Source organism: Halobacillus litoralis, from assembly GCF_009856355.1.
GTDB lineage: Bacteria > Bacillota > Bacilli > Bacillales > Halobacillaceae > Halobacillus > Halobacillus litoralis_B.
This window is the reverse complement of sequence record NZ_WMEW01000001.1, coordinates 606,130-622,981: the sequence shown is the minus strand read 5'-3', so window position 1 is coordinate 622,981 and position 16,852 is coordinate 606,130. Positions and strand designations below refer to the sequence as shown.

At 49.4% G+C, this 16,852-nt stretch carries 14 protein-coding genes; 12 read left to right on the top strand and 2 right to left on the bottom strand.

Translation table 11 applies throughout. From position 1 onward, the window contains the following. The first annotated feature begins 35 nt into the window (after positions 1-35). The 9 genes from GLV97_RS02860 to GLV97_RS02820 all read left to right on the top strand — a co-directional run bounded on the left by GLV97_RS02860 (position 36) and on the right by GLV97_RS02820 (position 11,948). Positions 36-1,340 carry a lysine N(6)-hydroxylase/L-ornithine N(5)-oxygenase family protein gene (locus GLV97_RS02860; RefSeq protein WP_160888945.1) on the top strand — a complete coding sequence of 435 codons (1,305 nt, stop codon included), beginning with the start codon at positions 36-38 and terminating at the stop codon, positions 1,338-1,340. Positions 1,341-1,927: 587 nt separating this feature from the next. Beyond that, a complete protein-coding gene (gene argC / locus GLV97_RS02855; RefSeq protein WP_160837139.1) occupies positions 1,928-2,965 on the top strand; it encodes an N-acetyl-gamma-glutamyl-phosphate reductase in 1,038 nt (345 codons plus the stop codon). Between the two features lie 21 nt (positions 2,966-2,986). After that, complete coding sequence (argJ, locus tag GLV97_RS02850; RefSeq protein ID WP_272917317.1) at positions 2,987-4,213, top strand: bifunctional ornithine acetyltransferase/N-acetylglutamate synthase; 1,227 nt, start codon at positions 2,987-2,989, stop codon at positions 4,211-4,213. Continuing rightward, positions 4,176-4,985 carry an acetylglutamate kinase gene (argB, locus tag GLV97_RS02845; RefSeq protein WP_160888944.1) on the top strand — a complete coding sequence of 270 codons (810 nt, stop codon included), beginning with the start codon at positions 4,176-4,178 and terminating at the stop codon, positions 4,983-4,985. Before argJ ends, argB begins: the two co-directional genes overlap by 38 nt. After that, on the top strand, positions 4,982-6,142 hold the full coding sequence (locus GLV97_RS02840) for an acetylornithine transaminase (protein WP_202410549.1): 1,161 nt from the start codon (positions 4,982-4,984) through the stop codon (positions 6,140-6,142). Before argB ends, GLV97_RS02840 begins: the two co-directional genes overlap by 4 nt. A 98-nt stretch (positions 6,143-6,240) precedes the next feature. Continuing rightward, positions 6,241-7,302, top strand: a complete 1,062-nt coding sequence (locus GLV97_RS02835; RefSeq protein ID WP_160888943.1) for a carbamoyl phosphate synthase small subunit — start codon at positions 6,241-6,243, stop codon at positions 7,300-7,302. Then, positions 7,295-10,315: a carbamoyl phosphate synthase large subunit gene (locus GLV97_RS02830; RefSeq protein ID WP_160888942.1), complete on the top strand. Its 3,021-nt coding sequence runs from the start codon at positions 7,295-7,297 to the stop codon at positions 10,313-10,315. The genes GLV97_RS02835 and GLV97_RS02830 overlap by 8 nt, the downstream gene beginning before the upstream one ends. Before the next feature lie 14 nt (positions 10,316-10,329). After that, a complete protein-coding gene (gene argF / locus GLV97_RS02825) occupies positions 10,330-11,268 on the top strand; it encodes an ornithine carbamoyltransferase (protein WP_237418565.1) in 939 nt (312 codons plus the stop codon). A gap of 194 nt (positions 11,269-11,462) precedes the next feature. Then, positions 11,463-11,948: a GyrI-like domain-containing protein gene (locus tag GLV97_RS02820; protein ID WP_160837129.1), complete on the top strand. Its 486-nt coding sequence runs from the start codon at positions 11,463-11,465 to the stop codon at positions 11,946-11,948. 50 nt (positions 11,949-11,998) lie between these two features. Here GLV97_RS02820 and GLV97_RS02815 read toward each other — a convergent pair whose 3' ends face one another. Beyond that, positions 11,999-13,405, bottom strand: coding sequence for a Na+/H+ antiporter NhaC family protein (locus GLV97_RS02815; protein WP_160888940.1), 1,407 nt, complete (start codon positions 13,403-13,405; stop codon positions 11,999-12,001). 154 nt (positions 13,406-13,559) lie between these two features. Between GLV97_RS02815 and GLV97_RS02810 the strand changes: the two genes are divergently transcribed. From GLV97_RS02810 to GLV97_RS02800, 3 genes are all read left to right on the top strand, one after another. After that, complete coding sequence (locus tag GLV97_RS02810) at positions 13,560-13,994, top strand: SRPBCC family protein (protein ID WP_160888939.1); 435 nt, start codon at positions 13,560-13,562, stop codon at positions 13,992-13,994. Between the two features lie 126 nt (positions 13,995-14,120). Further along, complete coding sequence (locus GLV97_RS02805) at positions 14,121-15,260, top strand: DEAD/DEAH box helicase (RefSeq protein ID WP_160888938.1); 1,140 nt, start codon at positions 14,121-14,123, stop codon at positions 15,258-15,260. 85 nt (positions 15,261-15,345) lie between these two features. Then, positions 15,346-16,095 (top strand): CAP domain-containing protein, encoded by a 750-nt coding sequence (locus GLV97_RS02800; protein WP_160837121.1) that lies wholly within the window; start codon positions 15,346-15,348, stop codon positions 16,093-16,095. Between the two features lie 118 nt (positions 16,096-16,213). Here GLV97_RS02800 and GLV97_RS02795 read toward each other — a convergent pair whose 3' ends face one another. Next, positions 16,214-16,825 carry a hypothetical protein gene (locus tag GLV97_RS02795; RefSeq protein ID WP_160888937.1) on the bottom strand — a complete coding sequence of 204 codons (612 nt, stop codon included), beginning with the start codon at positions 16,823-16,825 and terminating at the stop codon, positions 16,214-16,216. Positions 16,826-16,852: the final 27 nt, after the last annotated feature.

Sequence of the window (16,852 nt, the reverse complement as noted above, 5' to 3'; positions counted from 1 at the left end):
AAATCTATCACTTTTCAGATAAGGAGTCGTGGATGATGGAGCAACCAGAGAAGGTTTATGACTTAATCGGAGTAGGAACCGGACCCTTTAATCTCAGTTTGGCAGCACTTTCTGAGCCGCTGGAGGATGTAGAGGCACTATTTTTTGAAAAACAGCCGGCGTTTGAATGGCACCCCGGTATGTTGATTGAAGGAACGAAAATGCAGGTCCCTTTTCTCGCTGACCTGGTAACAATGGCGGATCCGACCAACCCTTACAGCTTTCTGAATTACATTAATAAACAAGGACGGATGTATCCTTTTTATTTTCTACAGCGTCTGGATATTCCGAGAAGAGAATATAATGATTACTGCCAATGGGCGGCTGAGCAGTTGTCCAGTTGTGTTTTTGGAAAAGAAGTCGTTGGGCTGACGCTTCAGGAAGAGAAATCATTGTATGTGGTCGAAGTCCAGGATGTCCGCACACAGGAGATTCAAACGTATTACGCAGAAAATCTTGTGCTCGGTACAGGCAGTGTTCCTGTTATGCCGGCCTCATTCCGTGAAGTGGAGGGGGACGGAGTTTTTCATACATCCGAATTTCTAAACCATTATGACCGCTGCAGGAATGCGGAATCGATCACAGTCGTAGGTTCAGGACAGAGTGCAGCTGAAACGTTCCGAGAGCTTTTGAAAGAGCAGAAGAACGGGGGATACCGGCTGGATTGGATCACCCGGTCCCCGGGTTTTGAATCCATGGAGGAATCAAAGCTGAGTCTGGAGCATTTTTCTCCGGATTATGTGGATTACTTTTATCAGCTTCCCCAAAAGCAGAAGGATGACATCTTTGCCGGACAGGGGTTGTATTACAAAGGAATCAGCAATCATACCATTAATGATATTTACAATTTGTTATATGAACATACAGTCGGACAGGAAACGCTAAACGTCGGATTGAAGGTGCTGAGTGAAATTAACAGGATCCACCGGAACGAAGCGGGTCATTATACACTGGAAGGGCGTCATATACAGAAGGACGAAACATTCAGTCATGACTCTGAAGTAGTGATTGCGGCCACGGGGTATCAGCCATATGTGCCGGATTTTGTGAAGGAACTTACTGAACTACTGGAGTGGGATGATGATGGGCGTTATAAAGTAACAGAGGATTACCGCCTGGTCCAGAAAAACCCGGGTGCCAATCATATTTATGTCCACAGCGGCATCTCCCATACTCATGGCGTCGGTTCGACTAATCTTGGACTGTCGGTCCACCGGAATAAAGTCATTATCAATCACCTGACTAACAGGGATGTCTATCCTTTGAATGAAACGAATGTTTTTCAAACCTTTGATGTCTAATGGTTGAAACGGCCCGGCACATCTTGGACCGTGGCAACCCTTTGATTTCTGCATTGACGGTTATGATCCGTACGGATGGTTTTCCGTGGAGGGGAAGCACATGCTTTCACCCCTGTGACTGTAAAGGATAAAAGAGGAGTTTTTCTGGTGAACAGAAAAACTCCTCTTGTTCATTCCATCATAAGGTGATGTCTTGAGGAGCGTTTGGTGATAATGCCTGCGGTCGTGCCCGCGGCAGGCATCCACCGATAAGCGGAACGTGATCGTCAAACTTTTTATGTGGAAGGGTCCTCACCTTTTCATAGATATGGATGGGCGTATAAGACTTTGATTGTGGTTTTTGTGTATAAATGTGTGTATATGTGAATAAAAAACAGAACTTTTCAGGTATGGATATAAGTTATGCACATGTGGATAACTTTGAGTTGGAAAAACGGAGTGGATGGCAACAACGGCGGTCTATAAGATTACGAATCTGTAAAATCGTCAGAATGTGGCAGCAACCTATTGACAGATGACTTCTAAGGGTTAATAATATTGTAAATATACAGACCTTATCATATTTATACATAAAGGTGGTTTTTTTGTTGAAAGCAGGAATTGTAGGGGCAACAGGATACGGCGGCATGGAGCTGTTCCGAATCCTCAGTAATCACCCAGAGATCAATCAAATAACGCTGTACTCCTCATCAAGGGCAGGAGAGATTTATGAGGATATGTTTCCACAGTTTGCTGGAAACAGCCGTCATGAATTACAGGACCTTGACCCTGAAGAAATGAAAGCAGAGCAGGATGTTATCTTCCTGGCAGCTCCCTCAGGGGTGTCTTCAGGACTCTCGCCTGAACTACTTGGAGGAAAAGCGAAAGTTATTGATGTATCCGGAGATCTGCGCCTGCAGGACCCCGAAGCTTATCAGCAGTGGTACAAAAAACCGCCGGCACCGGTTGAAACACTTCAGCAGGCTGTCTACGGACTGCCGGAATGGAACGCAGAAGCCATTCAGAATGCCGGATTGATTGCTAATCCGGGCTGTTACCCAACGGCTTCCCTGCTCGGTCTCGGCCCTGTCATCCATGAAGGACTTGCGGACCCATCATCAATCATTATCGATGCCAAATCCGGTGTTTCCGGAGCGGGTAAAAATGCCAATCCATTGACGCATTTCGCGCACGCACAGGAGAATTTCCAGATTTATAAGGTGAATCAGCATCAACATATTCCTGAAATCGAGCAGCAGCTTTCCGTCTGGAACGGAGAGATGCGTCCGGTGACGTTTTCCACCCACCTGGTTCCGATGACGAAAGGGATCATGGCTACGATCTATATGACTTTAAAAGAAGAGAAGACAGCCGAAGAACTGCATTCTCTTTTTCTCAAATACTATGAATCCAAACCATTTGTCCGTGTACGAAGGCCCGGGGATTTCCCTGCTACAAAAGACGTATACGGATCCAACTATTGTGACATCGGAGTGACGGTCGATCCAAGAACGAACAGGGTGACCATCGTCAGTGTCATTGACAACCTTATGAAAGGTGCAGCCAGTCAGGCCGTTCAAAATATGAATCTATTATTCCAGCTGGATGAAAGAACAGGACTTGCTCCACTTCCTGTCTATCCCTGATTAAAGAAGGAGAGAAATGATTTGATACAAGTGGATAAATCAAAGCAGATGGAAAAAGTAACGGGAGGATCCATTCTATCTCCGAAAGGGTTCCGTGCAGGCGGAATTCACAGCGGCCTCCGCTATCGTAAAAAAGACTTTGCCCTTCTGCTCAGTGAAACACCAGCTTCTGCTGCAGCCGTTTATACCCAGAGTCATTTCCAGGCTCCCCCATTGAAGGTGACTCAGGAGAGCGTCAATAAAGCAGGGAAACTGCAGGGAGTTGTGATTAACAGCGCCGTAGCGAACGCCTGTACAGGAGAAGAGGGACTGCAGAACGCTTATGAAATGAGAAGGATGATCGCTGAGCGTTATGAGCTGCCGGAACATTTCGTAGCCGTTGCTTCCACGGGTGTTATCGGGGAGCAGCTGCCTATGGAGAAAATATCTTATGGATGTGAAACGGTTGAAGTATCAGAAGATGGGTACAGCGACTTCCAACAAGCCATTTTAACGACAGATACCTGTCAGAAATCCGCCTGCTATCAGGTAGTGATTGACGGGAAGACCGTGACGATCGGCGGCGCATCGAAAGGTTCAGGGATGATTCATCCCAATATGGCGACAATGCTTGGTTTCATTACGACCGATGCCGTTATTGAACCGGCTCTTCTGCAGCGTGCACTCAGTCAATCGATTGACAAATCATTCAACCAAATCACCGTGGACGGGGAAACGTCTACCAATGATATGGTTTTAACTCTTGCCAACGGCCATGCAGGCCATGAACCGCTTGATGAGGATCATGAGGACTGGGAAGCATTCCAAGCGACTCTTCAGCTGGTATGTGAAGATCTGGCTAAGCAGATCGCTAAAGATGGGGAAGGAGCTACCAAACTCATCGAAGTGAATGTTTCTGGTGCCGGTTCAGATGAAGAGGCGAGGATCATTGCTAAAAAGGTTGTCGGCTCAAGTCTTGTGAAAACGGCCGTTTACGGTCTGGATGCCAACTGGGGACGCATTGTTGGTGCAATTGGACACAGCGAGGCTGAAGTGAAAGCAGAAGCATGTGATATTTATATTGAAGACCAGCTCGTCTTCAGCAAAGGGACCCCATGCCCGTTTTCAGAAGAGCAGGCAACCGAGGATCTGGACAATGAAGAGGTTCACATTTCCATACATCTTGGTGAAGGACGTGGAGCCGGAACAGCCTGGGGGTGTGACTTAACGTATGACTACGTCAAAATCAACGCCAGCTACCGGACATAAACCGACCATTGTCATCAAACTCGGCGGCAGCATGCTGGATAAGCTGACGGATGACTTTTATGACAGCTTCCGGGAACTTCTGACCCATTACCGGTGCATCATCGTGCACGGGGGAGGACCTGCCATCAGCCGGCTTCTTGACCGGCTGCAGATCAAGGGCGAGTTTATTGAAGGATTAAGGAAAACAACTGCTGAAACGATGGAAGCTGTGGAGATGGCCCTTGGAGGCACCGTCAGCAGCCAGATCACAGAGAGGCTTGCCGGATGTGGAATCCAGGCGCTTGGTGTGAAAGGGTCTGAAGCCGGTTTGCTGACTGCAGACTTTGTCAACGAAGAACAGCTTGGTTTCGTTGGTAAGGTTAAGGATGTACATCCATCCGTTTTGAATCACCTGCTTGAGGGCGGGTATGTACCTGTCGTCGCTCCATTCGGAAAGACGACAGACGGACGAACGGTAAACATTAATGCCGATACAGCCGCCGCAGCAGTGGCCGGGGCCGTTCAAGCAGAAAAACTTCTCTTTGTCACAGATGTTCCCGGTATCCTGGTGGACGGCCGGCTGGTCGAAGGGACAAACCCGGAGGAGATTGAACAGTTTATCCAGGAAGGTGTCATTTATGGAGGAATGATTCCGAAGGTGCAGTCCGCTGTCGAAGCCTTGTCTGAATGGCTTCAGGAAGTGTGGATTGTCAGCGGGGAAGATCGTCTTGTACAGGACAGCCGCCTGAAAGGGACCTCCATCCGGGCTGGACGAAAGGAGACCGTATCATGAGTTTATTTCCAACATATAACCGTTTTCCGTTAACGATTGTATCTGGAGAAGGTACAAAAGTGACGGACGATCAAGGAAAGGAATACCTGGATTTTGTATCAGGGATCGCTGTCTGTAATCTGGGTCACCGTCCTCCAAAGGTTCAGGAGGCCCTGCAGAAGCAGCTCGATCAAGTATGGCATGTGTCCAACCTTTACGAAATCCCTGCCCAGCAGAAAGCCGCGGAGCTCTTATGTGAAGCATCCGGCCTGGATTATGCATTCTTCTGTAACAGCGGTGCAGAAGCGAATGAAGCGGCTATTAAACTGGCTCGAAAGCATACAGGAAGGGAGAAGATCATCTCCTTTAAACAGTCCTTCCATGGACGTACCTTTGCGACGATGAGTGCGACAGGCCAGGCGAAAATCCAGGAAGGTTTCGGAAGCCTGCTCCAGACGTTCGAATACTTCCCTTACAACGATAAGGAAACGATTGAGCGTGTCCATGATGGCTCCGTTGCTGCCATTATGGTTGAGGTGATTCAAGGGGAAGGCGGCGTCATCCCCGGCACAACGGAATTTCTGCAGGCGGTCGAAGCCAAGTGTGACGAGCTTGGAGCGCTGATGATCATTGATGAAGTGCAGACCGGTATCGGCCGGACAGGAAAACCGTTCGCCTATCAGCATCATGGTCTCCACCCGGATATCGTAACGACAGCGAAAGGGCTTGGCAGTGGTTTTCCGGTCGGAGCGATGATTGGAAAAGAAGAACTGGCTGCTTCTTTTTCAGCTGGATCACACGGCTCTACATTTGGCGGAAATCCGCTGGCTTCCGCCGCTGTCCAGGCCACGCTGGAGGAAATCTTTGTTTCTTCCTTCTTATCCGGCGTAGAGGAAAAGGGGCGTACATTCGTTCAGACTCTCCAGAGAGAACTCGGCTCTTTGGCAAGCGTGAAGGATATCCGCGGGAAAGGGTTGATGATTGGAGTTGAAGTGGACGTGCCGGCCATTGAACTCGTTCATTCTCTCAGGGGCAGAGGGATGCTGGCGGTTGTAGCCGGCCCTAATGTCCTGAGGCTGCTTCCACCATTAACCGTGGAAACGGCAGAGCTGCAGCAGGCAGCCGCTTTAATCAAGGACTCCCTTGTGGAACAGGAAAAAAACCTGCAGAACGCATAGCAGAAAAGACGGTGACTTTTAAGCACCGTCTTTTACAGACATTTTATGTATAAAAATTCAACATATATAATAATTATTCATTCAGCGAGGTGAAGGCTATGGAAAGCTATCTACATTTACAAGACGGCCGGACATTTAAAGGGAAGGCATCTTCGACGTTACAGGAACCGATGCAGGGAGAGGTTGTTTTCTTTACCGGAATGACCGGCTATCAGGAAGTACTCACAGACCCATCCTATAAAGATCAGATTGTCGTTTTCACTTATCCACTCATTGGTAACTACGGCATTAATGACGCAGATGAGGAAAGCCGGGAAATTCAAGTGAGCGGGGTGGTGATGTACCAATGCACCCAGCAGCCATCCCACTTCCAGTCGACCCAGTCGCTGGGAGCGTATTTAGAAGGGCAGCAGGTGCCGTATCTCACGGGCGTGGATACAAGAGAAGTAACGAAAGCGATACGGGCTCACGGAACACAGCAGGCCGCTATGAGTCATCAGGACCACCATGACTTTTCGAAGCCATCGGAGCAGCAGATATTCGCTGTACAGGGAGAGGCTGTAGAGACGTATGGAGAAGGGGACCTTCATGTTGGGTTAATTGATTTCGGCTGGAAAAAATCCATCCTGCAGTCTTTACTGAAGCGCCACGTGAAAGTTTCCGTCATTCCTTTTACACAGGTCGAGGAAGTTCATACGGTGAAACCCGATGCGCTCATTCTGTCCAACGGGCCGGGAGACCCTAAGGATGCCCTGCCGAAGATAGATCAGATTAAAGCTGTGCTCGACGAGTATCCCTCTTTCGGGATCTGCATGGGGCACCAGGTCATTGCACTGGCTTACGGCGCTGATACGGAAAAACTCCCGTTTGGTCACCGCGGTGCCAATCACCCTGTCAAAGATGCCGTGACAGGAAAGGTTTTTCTAACCTCCCAGAACCATAATTACGTAGTGAAAAAAGAAAGCTTGTCTCATACCCCGCTTACGGAGCGTTTTTCCAATGTGAATGATCGTTCGATCGAAGGGTTGATGCATCATTCAGGACAGCTGATGTCCGCCCAGTTTCATCCGGAAGCGCACCCCGGGCCGCACGATGCAGAATGGTTATTTGATGATTTTATAGGTCTTGTTAGCAGCAAAGGAGTGAAGGAACATGTCTAAAGTATTGGTGATTGGTTCAGGACCGATCATGATCGGTCAGGCCGCAGAATTTGATTATTCCGGGACCCAGGGGTGTCTGGCATTGAAAGAGGAAGGTCATGAAGTCATCCTCGTCAACAATAACCCGGCGACAATCATGACGGATTATGATGTGGCGGATAAAGTCTACTGTGAACCACTGACGGTCAAGAGTCTGGAGAAAATCATCGCAGTCGAACGTCCGGACTCTCTTTTGGCCGGGCTCGGCGGACAGACAGCACTGAACCTCGCGGTCGAACTGGAAAAAGAAGAAGTGTTGAAAAAATATGACCTCACCCTTCTGGGAACCGGCATCTCCTCGATTATGCAGGGAGAGGACCGCGAACTGTTCCGTGCCTTGATGAATGACCTTGACCAGCCGGTACCGGAAAGTGAAGTCATTACGACGATTGAACAGGCGCGTGCCTTCGCGGCGGAAGTTGGTTATCCGATCATCAGCCGTCCGGCCTACACTCTTGGCGGCCGCGGGGGTGGAATCGTTCATAAGGAAGAGGATCTCGAGGAATTAATCGCCACAGGGCTCAAGGCGAGTCCGATTCACCAGGTGATTGTTGAAAAAAGCATTGCCGGTTTTAAAGAGATCGAATATGAGATAATGCGTGATCATAAAGGAACGTGCATTTCTGTATGTAACATGGAGAATTTTGACCCTGTCGGGGTGCATACAGGGGATTCCATCGTTGTTGCTCCTTCCCAGTCGTTGACAGATGATGATTATCAAATGCTGCGTTCCGCTTCGTTGAAAATCGTATCGGCGCTTGAGGTCATCGGAGGATGCAATGTCCAGCTGGCTCTCGATCCCGTCAGTAAGCAGTATTATGTCATTGAAGTGAATCCGCGTGTCAGCCGTTCCTCTGCTCTTGCTTCAAAGGCGACGGGCTATCCGATTGCTAAAATGGCCGCCAAGATTGCACTGGGATATACACTGGATGAACTGGAGAATCCGCTGACAGGGTATACGTACGCAAGCTTCGAGCCTGCTCTGGACTATGTTGTCGTCAAATTCCCGAGATGGCCGTTTGACAAGTTTCCACAGGCGGACCGTTCGCTTGGTACGAAAATGCGGGCGACAGGTGAAGTGATGGCCATCGACCGCACAATGGAAGGAGCGTTCCAAAAAGCAATTCAATCGCTCGACACGAAAGTTCCTGAAGTGACCAATCATTGGTACCATCTTCATCAACCGACAGATCTGCGCTTTTTCGCCATATATGACCTGCTCAAGAAGGGGACGGCGGTGGAAAAGATTCATGCAGAAACACAGATCGATCCATTATTCCTTCAGGTCATCAGTCATTTAGTCGAAACAGAACAAGCGCTTGAAACGGAAGGGCTGTCACAGCCGCTGCTGCATCAGGCGAAAGTATACGGCTTTTTGGATGATCACATTGCAGAACTGGCCGGATGCACGACAGCCGATGTAGAACAAGCGCGCAAAAACTATGATATTCAGCGCTCCTTTAAACTTGTCGACACTTGTGCAGCAGAATTTGAGGCAGCGACGAACTATGTTTACAGTACGTTTGCCGGTCTTAATGAAATTGAACCGCTGTCTGGAGACGGGAAGAAGGCGTTGATCCTCGGTTCCGGGCCGATTCGAATCGGGCAGGGCGTTGAATTCGACTATAGTGCAGTGAAGGCGATTGAAAGTCTTCAAAAACAGGGTTGGACGACCATCATGATCAATAACAACCCGGAAACGGTCAGTACCGATTACGAAACCGCCGACCGCCTTTATTTTGAACCGATACAAAAAGAAATCATCGCTTCCATCGTGGAGCACGAAAACATTGATCTTGTCTTTCCTCAGTTCGGGGGACAGACCGCCATTAACCTGGCCGAAGATCTGGAAAAAGCCGGTATTCCTTTAGCTGGAGTCCGTGCCGACGTGCTCGATGCGCTTGAGGACCGGGATAAATTCTACGCTGCATTGAAGAAACTCGACATTCCGCATGTAGCCGGGACGACCTGTCATTCCAAAAAGGAAGCCCTGCAAGCTGCAGATTCCTACACCTTCCCGCTCTTATGCCGTCCTTCGTATGTCATTGGTGGGCAGGGCATGGTGATTGTACAGGATAAACAGGAACTTGAAGGGGCCCTTGCTGAATCGGACGAACGTCATTATCCGATTGTTCTGGACTCCCTGCTCCAAGGGGCGGAAGTCGAAGTGGATCTCGTTTCGGATGGTCAGACGGTATACCTTCCCGACATCATCGAACACATTGAACCTGGTGGCGTGCATTCAGGCGACAGTATGGCTGTTTTTCCATCCACTCTTGGAGATGCACTGAAGCAGAAAATCTACACATACAGTGAAAAGATTGCGGCGGAATTCACCTATTCCGGTTTAATGAATATCCAGTTTCTCATTCAAAAGGACGATGTGTACGTCCTTGAAGTCAACCCGCGCGCAAGCCGTACTGTTCCAATCGTCAGTAAGGTAGCCGATATCCCGATGGTGGACTGGGCGGTCCGCATTCTGATCGACGACCCTGCATTCAGCCTGTCCCGGCAGCCGGCTCCTGTTTTTCAGGAAACTGCTGTTAAATACCCGCTCTTCTCTTCCTATGCGATGACGGACCTCGATCATAAGCTGGGTCCAAACATGAAATCAACGGGAGAAGGGATGTGCCTGGGGACGACCGTGGAGGAAGCTCTTGCTAAAGTGTTCGCCCACCTTCCTGACCTGTATGACGTGAAGGAAGCGTGTTTGGTGGATCTGGAAGGAAAACACGTTCCAGAAGCTTCTGACCTGCCGTTCGAGGAGTGGATCACTAAAGAAGACGCTGCCATTTATGTGAATGATCAATCGAATGAGGAAGCGGAAAAGCGCCGGATTACAGCTGTCAAAAACGGCTTGACCGTTATGAGCGAGGCATCCACATTCGAGGCGTATTTGAAGGGGCTGGCATGCAAGGATCCCGTGCCTGTACCTCTGCCGCAGCAATCCCATGAAGGAGTGAAATCCCTATGAACTTAATGGAACAAATGCATGCAGCCAATGAATCCCTCCATGGCAGACACGTGCTGACATGGCTTGATTACACACAGTCAGATGTCTCCCGTCTCCTCGCATCCGCCCAGCATGTGAAGGAGAATCCATACTCCCAGTCCATGAAAGGGAAAACGCTCGGTATGATTTTTGAGAAGTCTTCAACGAGAACCCGCGTGTCCTTTGAAGTCGGTATGGTTCAAATGGGAGGGCACGCCCTGTACTTGAACTCAAGAGACATTCAAATCGGCCGTGGTGAAACCATTGCTGATACGGCACAGGTATTGTCGGGGTATGTGGATGCGCTCATGTACCGGACGACATCCCATGAAAAACTCGAGGAGCTGGCTGCCCACGCTTCTGTCCCGGTAATTAACGGCTTGTGCGATCGCTACCATCCGTGTCAGGCGCTTGCAGACATTTTTACGATTCTTGAAATCAAGGGCCGCCTTTCCGGCTTAAAGGTAGTCTATATCGGAGATGGAAACAACGTGGCGCATTCCTTGATGATTCTATCGGCTATGATGGGAATGGAAGTGGTCATCTGTACGCCGGAAGGCTATGAACCTGATAAAGAGCTGACAGAAAAGGCCCGCGGGCTGGCTGAACAATACGACGGGAAAGTGACGGTTGAAACTGATCCTCAGCGTGCCGCCTGGAAAGCGGATGTCATTTACACAGATGTGTGGGCAAGCATGGGGCAGGAGGACGAAGCGGAGGCCCGTATCCAGGAATTCAACGGCTATCAGGTGAACGCTGATCTGCTGGATCAGGCGGCTGCCGACGTCACCTTCCTTCACTGTCTTCCTGCCCATCGGGGTGAGGAAGTAACTGCCGATGTGATTGACGGGCCGCATTCGGTAGTTTTTCAACAGGCGGAGAACCGTATGCACGTACAGAAGGCCATCCTGCAGGCGGTTATCGGCTGGAAATAAAAAATGGCATAAATGCTCCTGTGTGCACCGTAAGATAGAGGAATGGAACTTTATTCTTCATCATGAACAAAGGTGCATAAAAAGATCGTCGAATGGCTGCGAATATCATCGAACGCGATATTTCTACAAGGGATTACCAGGTTTCATGTGGAATTAGTCAAGGAGAGATCAAAATCAAAAGGAGTGGCCATGCAATGAGTGAGCAAGTGACAACAGCAGTGGAACCTAAGGTCGTTCAAAAGTCCCATTTCAAGGTGGTCGGAGTCTCTTGTCAAACGATGATGGATGAACGTTCAATCAAGGTGCCGAGACTGATGGAGCAGTTCCATACGATGAAACTGCCGAAAGTGAAAAATCGTGTCAATGCGCCCCGGTCGATCGGGATGTTTGTGGACCCGCCGAATTGGAATGAATCCAGGGATGCTTTTTATTGGATTGCTGCCGTGGAAGTCGACAGCTTTGAGAAAATCCCTCAGGATATGATTACAAAAACCGTCCCTGCTCACACGTACGCCATGATCGAATATGATCCTTCACTGCATGATTTTGACCCGTATTCGTATCTCCATCAATGGATCGTAGAAAATGGATATCAGCAGGTGGAAGGGTTCGGCTTTGAGGAGTATCAGCCGTATACAGGACAGGAAGGAAGATACTGTCTCTATCTGCCGATCAAATAATGCCGGCTCAAACGCCCGGGGGATCCCCGGGCTTTTTTATGCTTCCATGTTCAAGTCAGGAAGAAGGAAAGCACGAAATAGAGAGCAGCCGCAGCACCGGCGGCAATGAGAGCCGGCCGCAGCTTGAAACGGGCGTACTTAACAGGGTTCAAATTTAAAATTCCAGCCGTCGTATTCGTATCGTCGCTCAAAGGAGAAGCGAAGGCTCCGAACGTCCCGCTCGCAAAAACCGCTCCAATCACCATAGGGAGCGAGCTGTCAGCGGCCGCTGCAATGGAAACGCCCACAGGCATAAGAATGCCCCACGTTCCCCAGGAAGACCCGATGAAGTAGGAGATGCCGCATCCTGCGATAAACGTGATGACAGCGACAAATCCTGCAGGCACCCAGGCAAAGGAAGAAGATATGGTATCGGCAAACGCCAAGGCCTCTGATCCGGTGCTGAGCCCCCACACCATCGCAAGCAGGAGAATGACGCCCATCATATCGTTTCCCCCGGCGATTAAGCTGTCCATCATTTTTTTCAAAGATTCCGATCGGAACTTAAGGTAGATGACAAAAGCAATTAACGTAAGCACAACCGCAAGAACCATCGCATCCAGCACATTGGCGTTGATCAGGGCATCGAATCCTGTGCGGCCGTTTTGGACGCCGAGGCTGTACATAAATAGAAACGTGAGAAGAATAACACTGATTAAAGGGACGATTAAATGCCACGGCTTGGCAGGAAGGTCTTTCGTAACAGCAGGGTGACAGTCTTCCCACTGGTCATCGTCCGGCTGCTCCCCGTGATTTTCAGCGTCTGTGGCAGGGGTCTTGTTTTTATGAAAGAAACTTAAATAAAAACCTACACCGAGCATGGCAAAGGCGAAAAAGTTATAGGGGATGCTTTGGATATAAAGGCTGTAGGCATCTCCTTCCATCCCTGCCTGATTAAGTGATAATTCAATGACAGAGGTCATGTATCCGACGAAGGCGGTAGCAATCGGGATGAGAACGACAAGAGGGGAGGCGGTCGTTTCAATGACAAATCCGAGCTCCTGTTTCGTCATGGGGATGGATTTTCTCAGCGCTTTCATGACCGGTCCGATCGTGACAATGCGAAAGCTCGGGGCGCTGAACGTTCCGATGGAGGAAATCCAAGTCAGCATAAAGGCTCCCCGCTTATGCTCAATCCGTTCGGCCGCCTCCTGCACGAACCCTTTGATTCCCCCTGACATTTTAATCAGTCCAATCAAAGCGGAAAAAGCATACAAAAACAAAATGATTTTAATGTTGCTCTCATCTCTCAGACCTTCAATGATAAATCCCAGAGTCGTCAACATCCCGCCAAGCCAGTGGAAATCCATGATGTATCCAGCGACGACAACCGCAAACAGGAGGCTTGGAATCACCTGCTTGGTCCAGATGGCGGCAATGATGACAACGACAAATGGAAGGACGGCTAACCAGTCCATACACCATTCCCCTTTCACACCTTTATTTTTTGTAGGTTGTGTGTTTCCACCCTCGTTATACCTCGCGGAAGCGGAGAGGGGGAATCCTTGTCTGGAAAAAGGGACACAGGGCTTGTGTAGAGAATAGGGAAGGGAGAGCGAAAGGAGGAGAACGATGAGTTTTATGACCCAGTCGGTCGTGATTGAACGGCCGGTGGAAGAAGTGTTTAAAGCTGCTGTGGATTTTTCAAACAGCCCGCAGATCATGGAAGCTGTGGTTGCGGTGGAGCTGTTGAGCGAAGGTCCTGTCAGGGAAGGGTATAAATTCAAAGAGACGAGAGAAATTAGAGGCAGGAAGGTATCAGCGGTCATTGAAGTCACAGCGATCGAAGAAAACCGGTCCTATTCGGTCAAAAGTGTTCAGAGCGGTCTTGACCTTCGGTATCATTACCAGTTTGAACAGGCACCGGAAGGGACGAAAGTGGTGTTCCAAGGCGAGCTGTTTACCCAGGGGCTGCGTAATGCGCTGACCCGCCCGTTGATCAAGCAGATCATAAAAAAGGAAGACCAGAACCACCTGCAGCACTTGAAGAAGTTTATCGAATCTTAAACACAGTCATGGTATAATGAAAGTAAGCTGTGGATCACACATGAAGGCCTCTCCACCAAACGAAATGGGAAGAGGCCTATTTTTTATACCGATCGTGTTTTTCAGATAGAAAGGAACGAATAAACCATGACAGATAAACAACAGGAATGGCTGGATCACTTATCTCCCTCTACGAAACAGGCGTGGGAGGAATCCGGCTTTGAGACGTGGACGGCTGTGCAGGAAGCGTCCCTTCCTTTTATTGCAAAGGGAGAGGATGTGCTGGCTGAAGCACCGACAGGCAGCGGGAAAACCCTGGCTTATCTGCTTCCACTGATTGAGAAAATCGACAGCAGTCAAAAGCATACCCAGTTATTGATTCTCGCTTCTTCGCATGAACTTGTGATGCAGATCCATCAGGAGGTTCAAAAGTGGACGAAGGGAAGCGGGATTACAAGCACGACGTTGATCGGCGGAGCAAATGTGAAACGTCAGATCGATAAGCTGAAGAAGAAGCCGCATATTGCAGCAGGGACGCCTGGTCGTGTAAACGAACTCATTCAGAAGAAAAAGTTGAAAGCCCATGAAATCAAGGCTGTGGTTCTGGATGAAGCGGATCAGCTTCTCGTCCCGGAGCATAAGGAAACGATCAATCATATTCTGAAGAGTGTACAGCGGGATACGCAGAAGCTTTTATTCTCGGCTACTCTTCCGGATGAAGTCATCGACCTTGCACAGACATTTATGGATGAGAATGCAGAAGTCATCCGCATTGATGAAGAGGTGAAAAAGCCCGAGGTTACCCATCATTATATTGTCAGTGAAGACCGGGACAAGATTGAAATGGTCCGGAAGCTGGCACACACCGACGGGTTCACCGGACTTGCGTTTATGCAGGATATCGCGAAATTGAACGTGATGGCTGAAAAACTGGTTTACAAAAAACTGGACCTTGGCCTTCTCCACAGTGATGCGAAAAAAGAACAGCGTGCCAAAGCCGTCAAAGAATTCCGCAATGGTTCCTATCCATTGCTGATGGCGACAGATGTCGCCGCAAGGGGGCTGGATATTCACGAAATCAATTACGTCGTCAACCTGGATATTCCGAAGGATCCGAGCTCTTATGTGCATAGAGCCGGAAGGACCGGCCGTATTGGTGCCGTGGAAGGCCGTGTCGTTTCAATCGTGAATCCTGTAGAAGAGAAACGTCTGAAAAAGATGGCAGAGAACCTCGGGATTCCGTTAACGAAGAGTGTCATCTACAAAGGACGTCTGGAGAGCCGGTAACAGAGATCGGAAAGTTGCCTTTTGAAGGAGAGCATGGAATACTGGAGATAGCAGCATACCTTCACAAACCAAGGAGAGAATCATCATGATAAAGAAGTTTGTCCTCTTTTCAGCCGCCTTGTTTGTCATTATTGTCGCCGCCACCCCTGTTTCTGCCCAGGACTTTTTCAAGGAAGGGCCTAAAGCCTCCTATGACAAAGTCAGTGCACATATTCAGGGCTGGATGCAGGAAACCGATTTTCAAAAAGAAGTGGAAGGGTTTCAAACAGACCTTCAGGATTTCTTTACTTTTATAGATCAAATTGAATGGAAATACCCGGACGAAGCCCCGTCGGAACAAGGAGAAGAACAGCCTGCCGCTGATTCTGACTCCTCTCCTCAACCGGAGGGTCAGGAAGGTTCAGAGCCGACAGCTGAAGTCCAGGCGCTGGACAGCTATACTCCTGGGGAATATGAGCGGGAGGTCGTTGTCCTCGTTAACAAAGAACGGGCTGAAGAAGGCCTGCCGCCTCTAGAGATGCATGACCGGTTGAGCGGTATGGCCGATGTTAAGTCACAGGATATGGCGGACAAGAATTATTTCAGCCATGAATCGCCGACCTATGGAAGTCCGTTTGATATGATGGATCAGTTTGACTTCTCCTATCTGGCTGCCGGTGAGAACATTGCCGCCGGGCAGCGGACACCGGAGGAAGTCGTTGAAGGCTGGATGAACAGTGACGGCCACAGGGCCAACATCCTTCACGAGGATTTCACTCATATTGGAGTGGGCTATGTGGAAGGACAGGGCCGGTATGGCACGTATTGGACGCAGCTATTCATGAAGCCGAGGTAAATGACAAAGCGGAGGTATTCGGGTAAGTTCCCGGCAGCCTCCGTTTTTCTATGGTCTGAAATGCTGTTTTCATTGGTTACAATGGGAAGCAGCTGGGTTCAGCGGCTTTTTGGTCCGATCACTCATGCCGGTGGACACGTTGGAACTGCCCTTTGACCGTCGAGCGGTCGGTTTGTGCTTCCGCTGCTGCCCAAGTATGGATGAAATAGAAAAGGTATACGATCAATGCCGTGGTGCCTCCGGTCATAAACGTGACGGATACAGGCTCTCCCTGTACATATCCGGCGGCTTGGTGATAGAAGTAGAAGAGCATGCCTGTAACAATAAGGTAGGTGAACTTTGTCATTGGGGTCTGTTTTCGTGAAAAAGGAGCGGGAATCAGAAGAGGAGACCAGAAAAGCAGCGCCGCCCAAAACAACAGGATCAGCTGAATGACCGTCCATGCGGGATGGGTGACGTAGACGTGTAGAATATCATAAGCGGCAGTGGTTCCGGCAAGAAAAGCCGCTGCAGTTACCGGCAGCCGGGAAGCGGTCAAAAGCAGCCGTTTCCAGGAATGCCGGAACCAGATGGCCGTCTCTAAGCTGCAGCCAATCAAGGCCGGAGCAGCACCAAAGCAGAGAAAGGTCCGGGTCAGCTGAAGCGTCCCTTCCTGGTGGATGGAGTTTGTATACAAGGAAATAACCATGAGAGAAGCTGCATAAGCGGTCCAGAAGATTTTAGGCTGCACACCTTTTCCCTCCTCTTTTGTTTGTTT